Annotated in this window: 20 protein-coding genes; 7 read left to right on the forward strand and 13 right to left on the reverse strand. The window is 36.0% G+C overall.

Annotated features, from left to right (window positions below; translation table 11 throughout):
• Nucleotides 1-175: 175 nt before the first annotated feature.
• From aspA to NPX36_RS02825, 4 genes are all read left to right on the forward strand, one after another.
• Complete coding sequence (gene aspA / locus NPX36_RS02810) at nt 176-1,570, forward strand: aspartate ammonia-lyase (RefSeq protein ID WP_257499910.1); 1,395 nt, start codon at nt 176-178, stop codon at nt 1,568-1,570.
• Nucleotides 1,571-1,916: 346 nt separating this feature from the next.
• Nucleotides 1,917-3,029: a YARHG domain-containing protein gene (locus NPX36_RS02815; protein ID WP_257499911.1), complete on the forward strand. Its 1,113-nt coding sequence runs from the start codon at nt 1,917-1,919 to the stop codon at nt 3,027-3,029.
• Nucleotides 3,030-3,037: 8 nt separating this feature from the next.
• Entirely contained in the window at nt 3,038-3,739 is a 702-nt protein-coding gene (locus tag NPX36_RS02820) for a hypothetical protein (protein WP_257499912.1), read from the forward strand.
• 4 nt (nt 3,740-3,743) lie between these two features.
• A complete protein-coding gene (locus tag NPX36_RS02825; RefSeq protein WP_257499913.1) occupies nt 3,744-4,547 on the forward strand; it encodes a class I SAM-dependent methyltransferase in 804 nt (267 codons plus the stop codon).
• 158 nt (nt 4,548-4,705) lie between these two features.
• Here the strand turns inward: NPX36_RS02825 and NPX36_RS02830 are convergent, their stop codons facing one another.
• The 3 genes from NPX36_RS02830 to NPX36_RS02840 form a co-directional block, all read right to left on the reverse strand.
• Nucleotides 4,706-5,161 carry a LexA family protein gene (locus NPX36_RS02830; RefSeq protein WP_257499914.1) on the reverse strand — a complete coding sequence of 152 codons (456 nt, stop codon included), beginning with the start codon at nt 5,159-5,161 and terminating at the stop codon, nt 4,706-4,708.
• Nucleotides 5,158-6,411, reverse strand: a complete 1,254-nt coding sequence (locus tag NPX36_RS02835) for a Y-family DNA polymerase (protein WP_257499915.1) — start codon at nt 6,409-6,411, stop codon at nt 5,158-5,160. Before NPX36_RS02835 ends, NPX36_RS02830 begins: the two co-directional genes overlap by 4 nt.
• A gap of 104 nt (nt 6,412-6,515) precedes the next feature.
• Nucleotides 6,516-7,148: a TetR/AcrR family transcriptional regulator gene (locus tag NPX36_RS02840; protein ID WP_257499916.1), complete on the reverse strand. Its 633-nt coding sequence runs from the start codon at nt 7,146-7,148 to the stop codon at nt 6,516-6,518.
• A gap of 331 nt (nt 7,149-7,479) precedes the next feature.
• On the opposite strand from NPX36_RS02840, the gene NPX36_RS02845 reads away from it, so the two are divergent.
• The 3 genes from NPX36_RS02845 to NPX36_RS02855 are packed head-to-tail and all read left to right on the forward strand — an operon-like array spanning nt 7,480 to nt 12,322.
• Nucleotides 7,480-10,278, forward strand: a complete 2,799-nt coding sequence (locus NPX36_RS02845; protein ID WP_257499917.1) for a TonB-dependent receptor — start codon at nt 7,480-7,482, stop codon at nt 10,276-10,278.
• A complete protein-coding gene (locus tag NPX36_RS02850) occupies nt 10,278-11,273 on the forward strand; it encodes a metallophosphoesterase (RefSeq protein WP_257499918.1) in 996 nt (331 codons plus the stop codon). The genes NPX36_RS02845 and NPX36_RS02850 overlap by 1 nt, the downstream gene beginning before the upstream one ends.
• Complete coding sequence (locus NPX36_RS02855) at nt 11,270-12,322, forward strand: phytase (protein WP_257499919.1); 1,053 nt, start codon at nt 11,270-11,272, stop codon at nt 12,320-12,322. Before NPX36_RS02850 ends, NPX36_RS02855 begins: the two co-directional genes overlap by 4 nt.
• A 64-nt stretch (nt 12,323-12,386) precedes the next feature.
• Here the strand turns inward: NPX36_RS02855 and NPX36_RS02860 are convergent, their stop codons facing one another.
• The 10 genes from NPX36_RS02860 to NPX36_RS02905 form a co-directional block, all read right to left on the reverse strand.
• Nucleotides 12,387-12,578 carry a hypothetical protein gene (locus NPX36_RS02860; protein WP_257499920.1) on the reverse strand — a complete coding sequence of 64 codons (192 nt, stop codon included), beginning with the start codon at nt 12,576-12,578 and terminating at the stop codon, nt 12,387-12,389.
• Between the two features lie 24 nt (nt 12,579-12,602).
• Nucleotides 12,603-13,901, reverse strand: coding sequence for a cryptochrome/photolyase family protein (locus NPX36_RS02865; RefSeq protein WP_257499921.1), 1,299 nt, complete (start codon nt 13,899-13,901; stop codon nt 12,603-12,605).
• Nucleotides 13,891-14,595 carry a lycopene cyclase domain-containing protein gene (locus NPX36_RS02870; protein ID WP_257499922.1) on the reverse strand — a complete coding sequence of 235 codons (705 nt, stop codon included), beginning with the start codon at nt 14,593-14,595 and terminating at the stop codon, nt 13,891-13,893. The genes NPX36_RS02865 and NPX36_RS02870 overlap by 11 nt, the downstream gene beginning before the upstream one ends.
• Nucleotides 14,595-15,044 (reverse strand): sterol desaturase family protein, encoded by a 450-nt coding sequence (locus NPX36_RS02875; protein WP_257499923.1) that lies wholly within the window; start codon nt 15,042-15,044, stop codon nt 14,595-14,597. The genes NPX36_RS02870 and NPX36_RS02875 overlap by 1 nt, the downstream gene beginning before the upstream one ends.
• Nucleotides 15,045-15,050: 6 nt before the next feature.
• Nucleotides 15,051-15,512, reverse strand: coding sequence for an SRPBCC family protein (locus NPX36_RS02880; RefSeq protein ID WP_257499924.1), 462 nt, complete (start codon nt 15,510-15,512; stop codon nt 15,051-15,053).
• Between the two features lie 14 nt (nt 15,513-15,526).
• A complete protein-coding gene (locus NPX36_RS02885) occupies nt 15,527-15,982 on the reverse strand; it encodes a hypothetical protein (RefSeq protein WP_257499925.1) in 456 nt (151 codons plus the stop codon).
• Complete coding sequence (locus NPX36_RS02890; RefSeq protein ID WP_257499926.1) at nt 15,979-16,815, reverse strand: phytoene/squalene synthase family protein; 837 nt, start codon at nt 16,813-16,815, stop codon at nt 15,979-15,981. Before NPX36_RS02890 ends, NPX36_RS02885 begins: the two co-directional genes overlap by 4 nt.
• 43 nt (nt 16,816-16,858) lie before the next feature.
• Nucleotides 16,859-18,346: a phytoene desaturase family protein gene (locus NPX36_RS02895; RefSeq protein WP_317618267.1), complete on the reverse strand. Its 1,488-nt coding sequence runs from the start codon at nt 18,344-18,346 to the stop codon at nt 16,859-16,861.
• Between the two features lie 11 nt (nt 18,347-18,357).
• Nucleotides 18,358-19,014 (reverse strand): MarR family winged helix-turn-helix transcriptional regulator, encoded by a 657-nt coding sequence (locus NPX36_RS02900; protein WP_257499927.1) that lies wholly within the window; start codon nt 19,012-19,014, stop codon nt 18,358-18,360.
• 123 nt (nt 19,015-19,137) lie between these two features.
• A complete protein-coding gene (locus NPX36_RS02905) occupies nt 19,138-19,911 on the reverse strand; it encodes a DUF3050 domain-containing protein (RefSeq protein WP_257499928.1) in 774 nt (257 codons plus the stop codon).
• Nucleotides 19,912-20,075 lie beyond the last annotated feature (164 nt).

The following is a 20,075-nucleotide window of genomic DNA, read 5'->3' on the forward strand; positions in this document are numbered from 1 at the left end:
TTGTTTAAATGTTTAACAATCAGATAATTAAATATACAACTATTTCTTTTTTTATACAATATATTTATCCTAAATAATAATAATCGAACTCAGGTTTTTAAGTAAAATTTTGTTAATATTCTGTTGAAAAACACTGCTAACCAAATCATTTTTTGTACTTTTAAATAAAAAAAGTATGACTTCTTTTCGTATAGAAACAGACTTATTGGGCGATTTACAAGTTCCCGTAAATGCTTATTATGGTGTGCAAACTCAACGCGCCATTCAAAATTTCAAAATATCAAACTATAAATTAAATCACTACCCGATTTTTATAAAATCATTGGCTGTTGTGAAATTAGCAGCTGTTGAAACCAATTTTGAACTAGGTTTAATAAAAGATGATTTAAAAGAGGCGATCTCCCAAGCATGTTTGGATATTTTGAAGGATCAGTACCTCAACGAGTTTCCAATTGACATGATTCAAGGTGGTGCAGGTACATCGGTAAACATGAACGCCAACGAGGTTATTGCAAATATTGCTTTGGAGAAAATGGGGCATAAAAAAGGTGAATACCAATATTGCTCACCAAACGATCATGTGAACCTTTCACAATCTACCAACGACACCTACCCTACTGCTTTAAAATTGGCTTTGTTTCAATCTTCAAAAGAAATAACGAATGCGTTAGAAAAATTATTCTTTGCATTGGATCGCAAGGCAAAAGAATTTGAAAACGTTATAAAAATGGGGCGTACCCAACTGCAAGATGCTGTGCCAATGACTTTAGGTCAGGAATTTGAAGCTTTTGCTTTTACATTAAAGAAAGAAATTCCTTATTTGCAAGAACAAGCCTATCAGTTTTTGGAAGTGAATATGGGTGCAACAGCTATTGGTACAGGACTGAACGCTCCGAAAGGGTACGCACAGTTATGCGCTGAAAAATTAGCAACCTTACTAAATGAACCTGTGAAAATGGCAGAGAATTTAGTAGAAGCAACATCAGACACCAGCAGCTTTGTTGCATATGCTGGTGCTTTAAAAAAATTAGCCATTAAACTATCCAAAATATGCAACGATTTGCGTTTACTGGCTTCCGGACCACGAACTGGTTTATATGAAATAAATTTACCTCCCAAACAACCCGGTTCATCGATCATGCCTGGAAAAGTGAATCCCGTGATTCCCGAAGTGGTCAACCAAGTGTGCTTTAAAGTAATTGGCAATGAAACAACGGTTTGCTTGGCTGCAGAGGCTGGTCAATTGCAATTGAACGTTATGGAACCCATTATTGCTTTAACGCTTTTTGAATCGATTGAAATTTTAACGAATGCCATTGATACCTTACGTATTGAATGCGTGGAAGGCATAACTGCTAATACAGAACACTTACGAGCGGAAGTGCAAAACAGTATTGGCATTGTTACTGCTTTAAACCCTATCATTGGTTATAAAAACAGCACAAAAATTGCTAAACAAGCCTTGGAAGAAAACCGAAGTGTATATGACTTGATTTTAGAGCAAAACATTCTTACAAAAGAAGAGTTAGACCGATATTTAGACCCCAAAAACATGTTGAGTTCGCATTAGAATAATAAAAGCCATTTTCTTTTCTCCAAGGAATGGCTTTTTTACTTTTAACGGATTTAAACACTTTGAGATTTATTCTTCTTAACCAAACATGCTGGGTAAAGGCTAATGCAGGTTTCCCATAGATTTCTGTAAAATACCCGCCTCTGCATATATGCCGAAAATGTGGTTTTGCAATAGGGATTGCAGCCTTGTTGGAGCTCTTTGTTTTTTGCTAAAAAAAACAAAAGCGACGGCGGAAAGCCCGACCTGAAACGCTAGTGGAAGGAATTGCCCAAAGAAAAACTTTTGTTGGTGGTTGTTTTATTTATTTTTATATTCATCGTTTAATTTTATGGATAAATACATGAAAAAAATTGGGGCTTTTTTACTTTTTCTATTTTTTGCAGGGGTTGTTTTTGCGAACGATGGTGCTTATTTTATGAGCGGCAATCAGTTGATACCTATTAAGGAAACAAGTATTGAGGTGCGCAAGGAAATACTTTCGTTAAAACGGATGGGCGACTTTTTAGAAGTCACGGTTGATTATACTTTTTTTAATCCGGAAAAGAGGTCAAAAACGATTTTGGTGGGTTTTGAAGCTTTTTCTCCAGAAGGCGATGCAGATTTCTACCCTAAAAATGGGCAACATCCTTATATGAACGATTTTACTGTGAATTTGAATCAAAAGATACTTCCGTATGAGATTTCGTATGTATCGACTGAAAATAAGGAAAAGGAATTTTCTTTAGCAGAAATTGAAAACAGCGATTACATGCTTGATTATGCAGAATTTTACTATGTGTATCATTTTAATGCTACTTTTCAGCCGGGAAACAATCGTTTGGTGCATACTTACAAATTTCGCTTGTCGGGCTCGGTAGATTATGCGTATGATTTTGATTATATTTTAACAGCAGCAAACAGGTGGGCAAATAATAAAATTGACGATTTTACATTGAACATCGATATGGGTGCTTATCAGGATTTTTACATAAATCCTACTTTTTTTAAATCGGTTGATGAATGGACCATTCATGGCGTTGGCGAAAAAGTGGATGATTTCATGAAAGAATACCGGTTTTCTAACGGACAAAATGCGGCGGGGTTTTTTATTCATAACGGAACTATTCAGTTTAAAAAGAAAGATTTTCATCCTAAAGGAGAATTATTTCTGTTCAATCCGCGTTTTTTCTTCATTAATAATGTTTTTAGTTTGCAAAATAATCTTCCCTTTCATAAAGATTTAACGATATTTTTTGATGAAATTGAAGACGAAAATGCTTTAAAAGTGCTTCAAAATTTACCTTATGCCCGCAGAGGATATATTTTTAAAAATAAAATTTTGAAGAATTATTATGAGAAAATGCCTTGGTATATTCCCAATGAAGCGTATGTGCCAGAGCCAAATGAATTAGATGAAATGGAACAAAAATGGCTGGAAGGGCTTAAAAATATAAAAATTTTAAAAACAAAATAATGCATCAATTGAAAAATATAATAGGGTTGCTTTTTATTCTTTGCAACTGTTTTGCAAATGCACAAAACAACACCTATAATCAAAAAAAAGAATATGGTTTTAAAGGCGCAGTGAAAAAAGTGACTACTTATATGGTGCGCACCACTAAATATCGAATTCCAACAGATACGGTAGATTATTTTGGTAAAACCAGTATCCATTTCACAAAAGCGGGCGACGTAACCACCTATACAAAAATGTATCAAATGCCCGATTACGTATTTAAAAGCAACATGCATTATAAAGGTTCCGGAAAAAATATATCGTTTACCGAAACTAGCAGTCTAAACGGTGAACAAGAAAAGAAGCTCGATTACACCTATCATTGGACAACGGATTTAAGTTATGAAATACTGCCCAAATCGGTTGCCGATAGCACAAAAACCACTGTGCATTTAAACACTGATTTCTCTATAAAAAAGGTTGTTTTTGAAGGAGTTAATTTTAAATCTGAGGAAGAAGCCACCTACTTGTACGATGAAAACAACCAGTTGCAACAACTTGTTTACCATGTTAAAACCACCGATGGCGATGAAATTTCTACTATTCAAGATGTGCGCAAAATAAAATCGGTAGATGTGTTTAACAATCCCACTGTGATTTATTTTTACGAAACCACCGAAAGTAGCGTGCCAAAATCGGTGCTTTTTAGGTATTACGAATATTACTAAGTGTATGAAAACAGAAAAAAATTATCTAGAAATCAACAGAAATTCGTGGAACAACCGAACCGAAGTGCATCTTAGCTCTGCTTTTTATGATTTAGAGGGATTCATGCAGGGAAAATCGTCTTTAAATTCAATTGAATTGGAATTATTGGGAAATGTTTCTGGAAAATCGATTTTGCATTTGCAATGCCATTTTGGACAAGATACTATCTCACTAAGCAGAATGGGTGCAAAAGTGACGGGTGTTGATTTATCAGACAAAGCAATAGAAGCCGCAAAAGATTTGGCTCAAAAATTAAACGCCGATGCCGAATTTATTTGTTCCGATTTATATGATTTGCCCAATCATTTACACAAAACGTTTGATATGGTTTTTACAAGCTATGGCACCATTGGCTGGTTGCCCGATTTAGATAAATGGGCGAAAATTGTATCGCAATTTTTAAAACCCGATGGAAAATTCGTATTTGTAGAATTTCATCCAGTGGTTTGGATGTTCGATGATGCTTTTGAAAAAATCGAATACAACTATTTTAAAAGTGAGGCCATTGAAACTTTGGAAGGATCTTATACCGAATCAACAACCGATGCAAAGCAACATTTCATTACTTGGAATCACAGTTTAAGCGAAGTTTTAAGCAGTTTGTTGCAACAAGGATTACAGATCAATTCGTTTAACGAATATGATTACTCCCCTTACAATTGCTTTGATAATACCATAGAATTTGAACCAAATAAGTTTAGAATTGCGCATTTGGGTAATAATATACCAATGGTTTATTCGTTGATGGCTGTTAAAGCAAAACAATAAAGGTTATCACAGGCTTCTTAATAAAGCTATTGGATATCTGATGGATTTTTCTGCTTATTTTTTTTTAAATACCCGATTATAAAATCCAAGCCTTAAGTTTTTAACTTACACATTCCGGGACAGGGAAGATATTAAAAAAACTTAAGGGATATAAAAAATCATCTACGTTTTTTAATATTTCTAACTAAAGCATCTACCACACCTAAAATCACGACTTCATCACTCTCGGTAATAACAACAGAATGCGCATAGTTTGGATTTAATGCCACTAATTTAGAATTCATTTTATCATAGCGTTTTAAGGTGTATGCTGATGAGTTAATTGATACCACCACATCATCTCCGTGTTGCGGTTCATAATCGGAGCGCAAGATTAGAATATCGTTTTCTTGGTAATCAGGATACATGGACAAGCCCTTTACACGATTTACGAATGTTGCTTCCACTTTGGAAAGATACAATTCGTCTAAACTGATACGATCATTTAAAAAATCTTCTGCTGGTGATGGAAAACCAGCATTAACACCTTCTTTTACCTGCACATAATATTTTTCACCATCGGTATGAATGGGTAAAAATTCTAATTCGCTATCAAATTTTATAAACTGTATCATCTTATTTCTAAAATTTCATTCCATTTTGTGGTATAATTAGGGCTTAAATGCTCTTGATTCATTTTCCATGTTTTATCTAATGCTTGCGAAGCCAATTTCAATTTTTGGGTACCGTATTTAGAATTTAACCGATCTATTGTTTGCATAAGTGTTCGATGCTTTACCGGTTCTTCTTCAAACAAAACAAATTGTTTTCCATGTTCTGGTGCAATACCACCTACGATAACTCCGGCTTTTTTGTAATGGTATCCTTGTTTAAAAATTAAATCTAGACCTTTTTGTGCACATTTAGCAAGTTCTATATCTGAGTTTGTTGGATATGGCATACTCACATTTATAGAGCGACTATATTGGTCTTGTTTTTCATTGAAGCGGTTGGTATATATAAAAACTGTAACTACTTGGCAAGTTGATTTTTGTTTACGCAATTTTTGGGCACAAGTAACTGCAAAGGTTGTTATACGTTCTTTAATGTATTCCTTATCCGTATAAGTGGTATCAAAAGAGCGCGTGGTTGCGATATGCTTTTTGGTTTGAATTTCTTCCAACCCTAAAACCGAAATTCCCTCTAACTCTTTTTTTAGACGTAATCCTACTACTGAAAATTGTTTTCTTATATACTCATCGGGAAGTTCTATAAACTGAGAAGCTTTATGGACACCATTGGCTTTCAGCTTTTTAGACATTTGTCTTCCAATACCCCAAACATCTTCTATATTAAGCCATTTTAAAGCTTTAAGACGTTTTTCATCTGTATCTATAAGATAAACACCCTTTAACTCAGGAAATTTTTTTGCGATATGATTTGCTACTTTTGCCAAAGCTTTCGTAGGCGCAATACCCACACAAGTTGGTAGAAGCGTTTTCTGTAAAATCTCTTGCCTTATTTTTTTGCCATATGCACCTAGTGAGTGCCTAGAAAAATCATGGAGATTCAAAAAACATTCATCGATAGAATACACTTCTAAATTAAGTGTGTAATTTTGTAGAATGCGATACACTCTATTGCTCATATCGCCATATAGTGCATAGTTTGAAGAAAATACTTGTATTCCTAATTCTTGAAACTTTTCTTTATATTTAAACGTGGGAGCCCCCATAGGAATTCCTGCTTTTTTAGCTTCGTTTGAACGCGAAATAACACAACCATCGTTATTACTTAAAACAACAACAGGTCTATTGCGTAAAGTTGGATTAAAAATACGTTCACAACTTACATAAAAATTATTAATATCTACCAAAGCATACATTTTACAAATGTAATTTTTTATAAAATGTAAAAGAAGTTAAAATGGTGTCGTTTTGCTGAAAAAAACCGATTATTTTTTCCGAACTCACAGCTATAAATAACCCCCTACGAGTTGTTTTGATTAAAATCTTTGTAAAACAAATCAATGACTTTGACGAGGATGTTTTTAATTTGGTCTGCTCCCTCTTGGGTTGTTAAATCAATTCCAGAAAATGTGTTCCCGTTTACACCTTTATACATATTTAAGTAGTACACTCCCGAAACTAATAGTGCAGAAAAAGCCCGGAATTCTAATGCCTTTTCACCAAAATAGGGGTCAGTTAAATTTTGAAGCAGCAGTTCACCATTACGTTCACGTTCGTCGTTAATATTTTTCAGCGCTTGTTTTTTTTCAGATATACCCCAAAGCAAAATATTTTGTAGTGCATCATTTTTATCCATATAGTCATACTGTTGCACCAACATTTCTTTAACAAAAGCCTCGCCACCATCATTTAAAACTTCGTTTTGCATTTGCACATTGCTCCAAAAGTCAAATGTGCGTAGATATTCGTCAATTAATTCCTCGCGTCCTCCAAAATATTTATAGATTAGTTTTTTGTCTAAACCTGCAGTCTCGGCAATAGTATTCACTTTCAAAGCAGTATAACCTTTCGTTTTCAAGATATGCCCTACGGCATTTAAAAACTGCTTCTTACTCTTATTTTTATCCCTCTTTCTAGGTTCATTTTCAGGCAATTTCATTTTTTTTTACAGTTTTTAGCAAAAATAATCATTTTTTTAATTCACTTATTGGTGACTTGTGTTATATTTGCATTAACTTCGCTATAAAGCTAAGTTTCAATTATTAGGAATTGTAATTATACATCACCATAATTTTATCAAAACACTTATCATCGCAATTCCGGGCAAAAATAGTTCGGAATTGTTTTATTTTAACCACTTTTCTTAACAATTTCATTACCTTATCACCCCCTACTTTAACCTTACAATAATACAAGGCTAACATTTGGTTTTCTTTGCTGCGCTAGTTTTGTGGCAAATAAATTTTTAAGCCAAAACTATAAAAATGAAGCATTTTTACATTTTAGCCGCATCGTTAGTTGGTGCAATGACTTTTGCACAAAACGGAGTGATTTCCGGAAAAGTAGTAGATGGAAACAATCAATTTTCTTTACCCGGAGCTACAATTAAAATCGAAAATTCGAATCGTTACACTATTTCCAATCAAAACGGTGGCTACGAATTTTTAAGCCTTCCAGAAGGCACCTATACGGTGTATGTAGAATACATTGGGTATGTAACTGCTGCGCAAGAAGTTGTTGTTGTTTCAAATACTACAACAACTGCAAATTTTCAATTATTTACGGGTTCTGAAGAGTTGGAAGAGCTTGTAATTATCGGTGATTTTCTTCGCGGGCAGGCAAAAGCCTTAAACCAACAACGCAACAATGCCAATATCACCAACATTATATCGTCTGACCAAGTGGGGCGCTTTCCAGATGCCAATATCGGTGACGCTTTAAAAAGGGTGCCGGGAATCACTATGCAGAACGATCAAGGCGAAGCTCGTAACATTATTGTTCGCGGATTATCTCCTGAGCTGAATTCAGTTACTTTAAATGGCGACCGTATCCCTTCTGCTGAAGGAGACAACAGAAATGTTCAAATGGATTTAATTCCATCGGATATGATTTCTTCGATCGAAGTAAATAAAACATTAACGCCGGATATGGATGCCGATGCTATTGGTGGGTCTGTAAACCTTATTACCCGTGCTGTTCCAAATCGCGAGCGAATTTCGGCAACTTTGTCTGGCGGATACGCACCAATTCGTGACAAAGGTTTATACAATGGTGCCTTTATCTACGGAAATCGGTTTGTTGATAATAAATTAGGCGTTATTGCTTCAGGAACATGGCAGTCACAAAATTTTGGATCAGACAACGTAGAAGCTGTTTGGGACAAGGACGACAATGGCAATGCTTATTTAACCGAAATGGACATCCGCAAATACGATGTGCAACGTGTACGCAGAAGTGCTTCATTGAGTGCCGATTATGTTTTCAACGAAAACCACCGAATTGATTTCACAGCAATGTATAACTGGCGCGACGATCGCGAAAACCGCTACAGAGCACGATACCGCGATTTGGAATTACAAGACGACGGCACCTATATTGGTGAAATTCGCAGAGAAACAAAAGGCGGAATTGATAACAACCGCAACCAAAATGCACGTTTAGAAGATCAACGTGTTGTTAACGTATCGTTGCGTGGTGAGCACTTATTGTCGCCAAAATTAGACATGGATTGGGCTTTTTCTTATTCAAAAGCGAGCGAAGACCGTCCTAATGAGCGATACATCGATTTCAGACAGAAAGACGTGGCTATGGGGCAAGATCTTTCTAATGGCAAAAAACCGTTAGTATTTGCATTGAATGGTGAAAATCCAAATGATTTTGAATTGCGAACAATATCTGAAAACCACGATTATACGCAAGAAGAAGAAATCGGAGCTAAAATTAATTTCCGTATGCCGTTTTCGGTAATTGAAAACCAAAAAGGACGCTTGCGCTTTGGAGCACGATTGCGCTTGAAAGATAAAGTACGTGATAATATTTTCTACGAATACCAACCTATAGCAGAATGGGGCAGTTTAGCAAACACTCCAAATGTGAATTGGTCAGGAAACGGATACAATCCAGGCTCACAATATGCACCCGGATACTTTGTAAACAATGCTTTTTTGGGTTCTTTGAATTTAGGAAATCCTGATTTGTTCGAAGCTTCGTTACAACCTTCAGAATTTTTATCATCAAACTATAAAGCAAAAGAACACATCACAGCAGGATATTTGCGTTGGGATCAAGACTTTAACGAGAAAACATCAATAATTGCAGGTGTTCGTTTAGAGCATACAGCTATCGAATATACAGGAAATTATATCATAGATGAAGAAGATTTAGTAGGTGAAATTAAAAACGAAAACGATTATTTGAACATTTTACCAAGTATTACTTTAAAACATTATATCACCAATAATTTTATTTTGCGTGCTGCAGTAACCACAGGTATTGCACGTCCTAATTATTACAATTTGGCTCCTTATGTAAATGCAATTCCTGCCGATGCTGAAATTGCTGCGGGTAATCCCAATTTAAAAGCAACCTATGCAACTAATTTCGATGTAATGGCAGAAAATTATTTTGAAAATATTGGTATTGTGTCGGCTGGGGCATTCTATAAAAATTTAGATAACTTTATTTATACTTATAACAATACCATTTTTACAACTGAAGATTTTGCAGCACAATTCCCGAACGTAGCCAACCCAATACCAGCTGGCGAAAATTGGGATTTCACACAAGCTCGTAACGGTGATAAAGTAAGCGTTTATGGTTTCGAAGTAGCTTTTCAGCGACAGTTAGATTTCTTGCCTGGAAAATTCTTTAAAAACTTTGGTTTATATGCCAACTATACCTTTACAAAATCTGAAGCAAAAGGAATTACCAACGAAGACGGAACTCCACGCACAGGTTTAGGTTTGCCACGCACCGCACCGCACATGGTGAATGGATCTTTGGCATGGGAAAACGACAAATTCTCTGCGCGTTTATCAGCTAACTTCACCTCGGCTTATTTAGATGAAATTGGTGGCAACGAATTTGAAGATAGTTATTACGACAAACAATTTTTCCTTGATTTTAACATGGCTTACAAATTCTTGCCAAATTGGCGCGTGTTCTTAGAAGCAAACAACTTAACCAATCAGCCGTTGCGCTATTACCAAGGTGAAAGCAACCGCATGAAACAAATGGAATTTTACCAATCTCGCTTCACCTTGGGCATTAAATATGATTTTTAATGAAAAATAAACATTCAATCTACTTATTATTTTTATTAGTCATTAGTTTTTATTCGTATGGTCAGGCGCGTCCTGATCATGCGCTTAGTAAAACAGCGAATCAACATGCAGAAATACAAGCTGTAAAAAAGGGGATTTCATTTTTGGCAATTGGCGATTTTGGCCGTCATGGCGCATTCACCCAAAAAGAAGTTGCCCGTGACATGGGAACGGTTGCAGAAATTTTAGATTTGAATTTCACCATTTCTGTGGGCGATAATTTTTATCCAAATGGCGTTCAAAGTACGCAAGATTACCAGTGGATTTCATCGTTTGAAAGCATTTATACGCACCATTTATTGCACGAGCCATGGTTTGTGGCTTTGGGAAATCACGATTATGAAGGAAATGCCCAAGCACAGATTGATTACAGCAACATTTCGAGACGTTGGCAAATGCCTCATCGCTATTTTGAACGATTAATAGAAATTGACAAAGGCAAATACTTACAACTTTTGGTGATTGATACCAATCCGTTTATTGCTAAATACAAGGCAAATCCTGAAAAATATTTGGGAATAGCTGATCAAAACACACAAGAGCAATTACAATGGATGGAAACAAAATTAGCCAACAACGACCCCAAAATTGTGTGGAAAATTGTAGTGGGACACCATCCGCTGTACACAGGTGGCAAACGAAAAAATGATCAAGAAACCAAAGATATTCAATTGCTTTTTGAACCCATTTTAGAAAAACATAAGGTAGATGCATACATTTGCGGGCACGAACATGATTTGCAGATTATTAAAAAAAGCGATAAAAATGTGATGCAATTTTTATCAGGTGCTGGTAGCGAACTGCGCGAAACCGGAAAAACAGAAGGCTCGCTTTTTGCTGAAGCTGTTCCGGGATTTATGGCTTTTACGTTAACCAACAATGCGTTGAAAGCTTATGTAATTCAATCAACAGCAAATGATTTCAAAATAATTTATCAAACCGAAATTAAAAAATGAGAAAAGTACTCTATCTTATAGCAGTTACCACTTTTATAGCATCTTGCAATTCGTCTAAATTGGCTCCTGTTGCAAAAAATGCTTTAAAACCAACAATTGTTACCCAACCAACACCCCATGATACCGATGATCCTGCTATTTGGATCAACAAAACAAACCCTTCGCAATCATTAATCATCGGAACCGATAAAGAAGCGGCTACCGGCGGTTTGTATGCCTATGATTTGCAAGGAAAAATGGTGCATAAAGTATATCCAATGGATCGCCCAAATAATGTGGATATTGCATACAACTTGCCATTGAACGGTAAAAAAGTGGATATTGCGGTGGTTACCGAACGAAAAAAAAATCAAATCCGCATATTTTCTTTGCCTGATTTAAAACCGATTGATAACGGCGGAATTGCTGTTTTTGCCGATTCAGAACAGAAGGATCCTATGGGTATTGCATTGTACACCAATCCTTCCAACGGAAAAATCTATGCCATTGTGGGCAGAAAAGAAGGTGCCTCAGGAGCTTATTTGTATCAATATGAACTAACGGATAACAAAGGAACGGTTGCCGCTAATTTGGTGCGAAAATTTGGAAACTATTCAGGCAAAAAAGAGATTGAAGCCATTATGGTTGATAATGAATTGGGGTATATTTATTATGCCGATGAAACCCAAGGAATAAGAAAATATTACGCAGATCCCGCAAAAGGAGATAAAGAACTGGCCTTTTTTGGTCAAAAAGATTTTAAACGCGACCACGAAGGTATTGCTTTGTTCAAAACCAGTGATAAAGAAGGATACATTCTTATATCAGACCAACAGGCAAATAATTTTGTGGTTTATAAACGCGAAGGCGCCAATGACAATGTGCACGACCATAAGATGATTGCTAAAATTCCTTTTTCAACCATTGAGTGTGATGGTGCGGATGCGGTTAATTTTAACTTTGGAAGTATGTTTCCAAACGGTATTTTTGTGGCAATGAGCAACGGTATGGTTTTTCATTATTACGATTGGCGCATTATTCAAAAAGAAATAGACCAACAGCAGAAATAAACCCCGAAAACACAACAAATCCTACAGCCAACACACTGTAGGATTTTTTTATTGATTGTTTTGATTACTTTTCGATAGGCATTTCATTCACAATTCGGTGCGTATTATTTTTTAACGAATCGATTTTAAGAGGCACACTGATTTCTTTTTGGGCAGATTTTTCACTGCCGGTAATATAATAATTTCCAACGATGAGAATTGCCGGGCAAAGCAACGACACACCGAATAGCAGTAAATGGGAAGTAATTTTTTTCATGAGTAGTTCTGTTTTGTTGAATGTTTAGGTTTCTTGTTGTAATGCTTTCTTATAGGTGCTTAAGGCGCGTTCGCGTGCTTGTTCATGAACCACAATGGGTGGTTCTAAATTGGTTTCAAAATCAGGGTTCCATTTTTTAATGTATGCTAATTTTTTATCAAACTTTTGCGTTTGTGCAGTAGGGTTAAATATCCGGAAATAAGGTGCAGCATCGCAACCGCAGCCTGCTGCCCACTGCCAATTGCCGTTATTGGCTGCCAAATCATAATCGTTTAATTTTTCGGCGAAATAGGCTTCGCCCCAACGCCAATCAATCAGTAAATGTTTACACAAAAAACTGGCAACAATCATGCGCACGCGATTGTGCATAAAACCGGTTTGGTTCAATTGCCTCATGCCTGCATCTACAATGGGATAGCCGGTTTGTCCGTTGCACCACTTTTTAAATTCGGCTTCATTATTGCGCCATGCTATATGGTCGTATTTTTCTTTAAAAGATTGATGCACCACGTGCGGAAAGTGATACAAAATTTGCATAAAAAATTCGCGCCAAATTAGTTCAGAAAGCCACACATCATTGTGTTTCATGGCAAAAGCCACACACTTGCGAATACTTATGGTGCCAAATCGCAATGCTGTTCCCAATTGTGTGGTGTGCTGCAATGCCGGAAAATCGCGGTATTTATCGTAATCATTAATAATAGCTGGTTCTAAAACAGGTTTTTCAAAAATGAAATCGGTGGTTTTAAAGCCGATATCCTCTAAACTAAGAACGTGCTGCGCGGTTTTGTGAAAATTTGCGGTATTTAAGGCGTAGGTTTTAAGGGATTCTTTCGTTAATTTACTGCGCCATTTTTTGGAATATGGTGTGTAAACCGTATAGGGTTTGCCATCGTCTTTGGTTACTTCGTTCTGTTCAAAAATCACTTGATCTTTGTAGGTGTAAAACGATATATCTTTCTTGGCCAAAAAATCGGCCACCAATGCATCTCTTTTAATTGCTTGTGGCTCGTAATCTCTGTTGCAAAAAACAGCCTGAATATCATATTGTTCGGTTAACTCCTCAAACGCTTCCAACACGCTTGAATAAAACGTATGCATACCTGATTTAATCTTTTCTAAATCAGCATTTATATTTGTAATTGCTTGATGAATATAGTGTACCCTGCGGTCTTGTTTTTCTGGTAAAGCGTTTAAAATGCTTGTATCAAAAATAAAAACAGGAAGCACAGGCAACTCACAACCCAATGCGGCAGATAAACCTGCATTGTCGTATAAACGTAAATCGCGACGAAACCAAAATATGTTTACTTTAGTTTTCATGAATTGGCTTTTTTTGGAATATCTTGAAAAAATAAAGTACCAATAAAAATTGTGCGTAACCATAAACTGCATCTTCCACAGGAATGGTAAGCATTCTGATACCTAGAAACTCATCGGGATTGTAATTTACGATGGGCGATGCTAATCCGGTTCCTGTGAGTATTCCGTTTACGCCAAAAAAACCAGGCATTAGTATTAAAAAGGTTAAACTGGCACGGCTGATCCATTCTTTTTTAGCGATAAAATGCAGGTAAACAAGCGTGAGAATTGTAGCGATTGCCGTAACCAAAGTGTACATCTTATCGGTATGCAACAGCCCCACCACCGCGCAAACAATGATGCTTACAAACACAATAACATTGTTGAAGGCACTTGCCCATGGCCAATCGAAAAATTTCTCTAAACAGAAATAGGTAAACACACACGAAAAGGGAATACAGAAAAAAAACAACCATTCTTCTATTGGTAAACCGGCAATTATTAAACCTGTGGTATAATCGGTATTAAACCACCACACGCCGTGAGCAGTGAACCATACATCCCATGCAATAAAAGGAATGGCAACTATGGTGGCTGCCAACAAGAACGGTCCGAACTGTTTATGAAACTGCAAGCGCTTATCAAATGATGCGATGAAGCAAATAAGTATCGTAAAAAAGTTTATCAGAAGATAGGTATAAGGTTGCAGCATCATTATTTATTGAAATACATTCTAAAATATTTTACAGGAACCCACAAAAAACCGAAACATTCACCGTGTTCTTTTCCCAAGTGTTTATGGTGTTGCTTATGCGCTCTGCGGATTGATAAAAGATATGGATTTTGGGTGTTTTTAAGCACTTTCAATCGTTGGTGAATAAAAATATCGTGTACAAAAAAATACGCCATACCGTATAATGTGATGCCAATTCCGATATAAAAAAGATAATTAAAAGCGGCTTGAGCTCCAAAATACATCAATGCAATGGCAGGTGTGGCAAAAATCACAAAAAACCAGTCGTTTCGTTCCAATTCACCTTCGTTGCTATGATCGTGATGATCGCGATGCAAAATCCACAAAAAACCGTGCATTACATATTTATGAATCACCCAAGTGGCGCCTTCCATCAGCAAAAATACAGCTATAACTATTAATACATTCATGGTTTGTTATTTGTTTGCAAAAAGTTTTTCCAACACTTTGTATCGGTAATTAAAAATATGTTCTAGTTTTTTTTGAACCATTAATTTATGTGCAATATTTCCTATTGGCCCAAGTGGTAGTTCGTAATCTACCGTATCATTCATCAACACACCTTCTTCATTTGGGATAAATTCATGGAAATGATTCCAATATTTATAAGGTCCTTTTTTCTGAAAATCGGTAAAGCTTTTTCCTTCATCCACTTGTGTGATGAGCGTGGTCCAGCGCATGGGAATGTTGAGCAATGGCGTTATTTTATACGCAATTTCTTGCCCAACATAAATCGATTCGCCATTTAAAGCAGTTAGTACATCAAAACCCATTTCTTTCGGCGTTATAACCGCCAAATTATGCGGTGATGAAAAAAACTGCCAAGCTGTTTCTATATCACAATAAAGCTGTTGTGTTCGTTTTAACTGATAGCGCATCTTTTTATTTTTTTTTAAACAACCTCATTGATCATTTTCAGTAAGGTTGATGACCGCACATTTCCTTTGTGCTTGATAATAAAATCTTTGTCTTCTTTTTTATTGTCGCGGTAATTGAGAAACCATGGGGCATTCTCTTGCACAGAAAATCGAAGAAATCGGATTTCTACGTTGTTAGAGTCTGCTTTAACTGCTTTCTCTAAATTTTTTTTTCCTTCATTAAAGGTTTTTAACTTTGCTGTGGGACCGCCCACATGTTTTGCCCAAATGGTTTGCAAAGCGCCTAAATAAGCCAAATGCACGTTGCTACCGGTTTCATTGGTAAGCTGGGTTATTAATGTTTGGCATATTTCTTTATTGTTTGCAGCTTGGGCATAGTTTTTTCGAACATATTCTAAATCTAAAACCACTGCACTTTTTGCAACAATAGGCAACATACATATCACAGCTATTAGCAAAGTTTTCATCATAAGGCAGTAATTTTATATTGCAGGTAACTGGTCATTGCAAGCCCTAATTTTTGTCCGTTATGCACACGTACTCTTTCTTTTAAAATGCGTTCTGCGGAGCTTTTTTTAATTTTGTTGAACAAACACAAATAATATCTGTATGCCAAATACACTCCAAATTTTGATGCTGCAGGCAACATTTTGATTCCTACTAAAGCTTCTTTAAATTCGGCAGCAATTTCGGATTCAATTTGTGCCTTAATACGGTTGTCAAACACATTCATTTCAATATTAGGGAAATAGGTTCTGCCCAAAACATGATAATCATCCTTTAAATCTCTTAAGAAATTCACTTTTTGAAACGCTGATCCCAATTTCATTGCATAAGGCTTCAATTCTTCGTATTGATCTTGCTTGCCTTCGGTGAACACTTTCAGGCACATAAGTCCTACTACTTCGGCCGAGCCTAAGATATATTCTTTATACAAGTCGGAATTGTAATCTATTTTGTTTAAATCCATTTCCATACTGTGTAAAAATTGATCAATTAAACTGCGATCAATTGCATATTTGTGCACCGCTTCTTGAAATGATTGCAAAATAGGGTTTAATGCTATACGCTCATCTAAAGCTTGATAGGTTTGCTCGGTAAGTCTTTTCAACAAAACCGCTTTGTCATAATCGTGAAAACTGTCCACAATTTCATCGGCCAAACGAACAAATCCGTAAATACCATAAATAGCAGGGCGAATGGAAGGGTGCAATGCCAAAATGCCCAATGAAAAGCTGGTGCTGTACTTTTGCGTAGTAGCTTTGCTTACATGTTGCGATAATTCGTCAAAGAGTTTTTTCATCTTTATATTTTTTTAGGGGGAACTTCTATTGTTTGTTTGCTGTTTAGACTTTTATTTCGTCAATCTTCACTTTATGCGCTTCCTTTGCCACAATTTTTCCTGATATAATAGATGGTGGCACACCTGGACCCGGAACGGTTAATTGCCCGGTGTATAGTAAATTCTTTATTTTTTTGTTTTGTATAGCCGGTTTTAAAACAGCGGTTTGGTTCAGCGTATTTGCCAATCCGTAAGCATTGCCTTGGTAGGCGTTGTAATCTTGCACAAAATCACTTACACAGTAACTGCGTTTGTAATCGATATCGTTTATTAAATCTTTTGTACCTGTATGTTTTTCCAAGCGAGTTATCATTTCTTTAAAATAGCGTTCTCTTGTTTGTTCATCATCGGCAATACCTGTTGCTAAAGGCATTAGCAAAAAAATATTTTCGTGCCCTTCAGGCGCAACATTTGGATCGGTTTTAGACGGACAACATGCATAAAACAGCGGTTTTTCAGGCCAACTTTTATTTTTGTAAATGGTATCGATATGTGCATCCAAATCATGTTCAAAAAACAAGGTATGGTGTTTTAAATTTGGAACTCTTCTCTTTAATCCCAAGTAATAAATTAAACAAGATGGAGCAAAAATGCGTTGTTTCCAATAATCTTCATTGTAATTTTTCTCTTCGTTTTTCAATAAAGACTCTGTATGGTGGTAGTCAGACGAAGCTATGATGGTATCAAAATCAATAAATTCATCGTTTACCTTTAAACCAATTGCCTGATTTTCTTCAGTGATTATTCGCTCTACATTTTGATTAAAATGAAACTTTGCACCCTGCGCTTCTGCTACTTTTTGCATTGCCAATACCAATTGATAAAACCCACCCAGCGGATACCATGTTCCTAATGCATAACCACCGTAATTCATAAGACTGTACAAAGCAGGTATGTTTTTGGGCGATGCACCAAGGAAAATTACCGGAAATTCCATTAAAGCACGCAACTTCGGGTGCTTAAAATATTTCGCTACATAGGAACGAAAATTACTCAGCAAGTTAAGTTTCAGTGCGCTGCCTGCAATTTTAGGCGAAACAAATTCCCACCAGCTGTGGCAAGGTTTATTTACGAATTCTTGCATACCCACTTCATATTTGTAGCGGGCAGCTTTCATAAAATGATCCAATTTATTGGCAGCCCCCGATTCTAACTGTTCAAACAGAACCTTCATTTCTTCATAATTTTCAGGAATAGCTACGTTACCATCGTCAAAAATCATTTCGAATTGCGGGTTTAGGGCAATTAGTTGATAAAAATCGGAGGTGCGATAACCAAAATCACTAAAGAAATTTTCAATGATATCCGGCATCCAATACCAACTTGGCCCCATATCAAAGGTATAACCATTATCGGTAGTGAATTGTCGCGCTCGGCCTCCTGGTTGGTCATGCTTTTCGAAAACATGCACCTCATTACCTGCTTTTGCAGCATAAGCGGCAGCTGATAAACCCGAAAAACCGGCTCCTATAATAGCTATTCTCTTTGACATATTTTTTTTATTTATGCGGATAAATACTTTTCGGTTACACGTTCTAACAGTTCCGAACTGTCGTAATTTTGTTGGAAAATAGGTTGATGAAAATGATCCAACTTATTCAACAATCGAATAAGATCTGCTTTTTCGTTGTCATCCAAGTTTCCTGTAACAATTTGAGTGGCCACACGAATTTTATCCATTTGCGCATCCAAAGCCTCTTTTCCTTTGTTGGAAATCTGAATAATTTTACTGCGTTTGTCTATTTCAGAGTCTTCTTGTGTTACCCATCCTTTATCAATTAATCGATTGATAATTTGCATGCCTGTTGGCTTGTCTTGAATATTTTTTTTAATCAACTGCATTTTGCTCATTGCTCCAAAAGCATTCAAGTTAATCAAATATATAAAATCTTCTTGCGTAGAAAATTCCGAATTGTGAATTGCTGCCTTTGAATAGGTTTTTGCATACCTGCTTAAATGCACAATTAGCGTGTTTATTACGCTTTCTGCACTGCGCCCTTTCTCTTTTCCTTCCCACTGAACATCTTCTAACGAAGTTTCACCAACAATATTTCCTGCAAGCCAATCTCTAAAACCTGACAGGTCGTTTTTTGTATGTTTGCCGTTTTTTTCAAACTCTTCCAGCAGGTTGATTACGTCTCTTAATAATGTGTAATTCATACAAAATAGTATTAATTTGTACTTAAAATATTCTAATTTAGAATGTAAATATACTAAAAAAAGACATAAGATTACTTATGCCTTTTCTTTTTATTGCTTTTTAACATTACGGAAGGTATTTTTCTAAGACGACTTTTCTATCATTTCTTCGATTGCATTCCATAATAATATTCGTTTCTGCAATGCAATTTTGGCAATCTGCTCTACTTCTTGCCATTTTCTTTCGTCGGTTCCACACAAAAAATCAATCATTTCAAAAGCCATTGGTCCGTGTTCATCAGCATCGAGCTCTATATGTCTTTCAAAATAATAAATCAATTCTGATAAATCCACCTCCGGAAATTGTTCTTTTAATTCTTTTAATAAATGATGAAACATTGAAGGAATTAAATCTTCTCTACCAAAGGTGAAAGCAGCTGCAATTTCGTGCGATTTACCATTTTCAATCACTTGAAAGGTAAACTCTAAAAAAGCTTTAACATGATCGTGTAAATTGCTTTTTTCAATAGCAGAAAAAACATCGGTTGATTGCACGTTGTTTAAAAACAAATTCAAAGTTCGTGTATCTGTATCGCTTTTCTCCATTGCTTGAACATACATTTCAAAATGACTTAATCGTTTTCCATCTAAAGAAAGATCCGATTCTTCGGCCAATACTATCTCATTGATTAGGTAGCGGGCTTGCGGATTAGGCGACGCAAACCAAGGACTGGACGTGCAGGTGAGCTGCGATTGCAGTGCTTTTAAAAGCGACATAAAATCCCACACAGCATACACATGTGTTTGCATAAAAAGTTGCAAATGCGGAATAGTTGTGATTTTTTTGTATAACGAATGATGAATTAACTCCTTCTTTAAAGGCTCAATAGCTTTATTTACTGATGCAATTGCGTTCATATTGGGATAATTTATTCAAAAATACGTTGCAAAAAGTTATAAAATAGCAGTTCTTTTTATTTTAACATCTTTAGCAATATGAAATTATAGTTGTTGGGAAAAACTTTTTGAAAACTAAAAGAAAACAGCTGGGTTGCCTTTTGGGGATTGAATCCACAACAAAA

It is taken from the genome of Paenimyroides aestuarii (assembly GCF_024628805.1).
GTDB classification, from domain to species: Bacteria; Bacteroidota; Bacteroidia; order Flavobacteriales; family Flavobacteriaceae; genus Flavobacterium; species Flavobacterium aestuarii_A.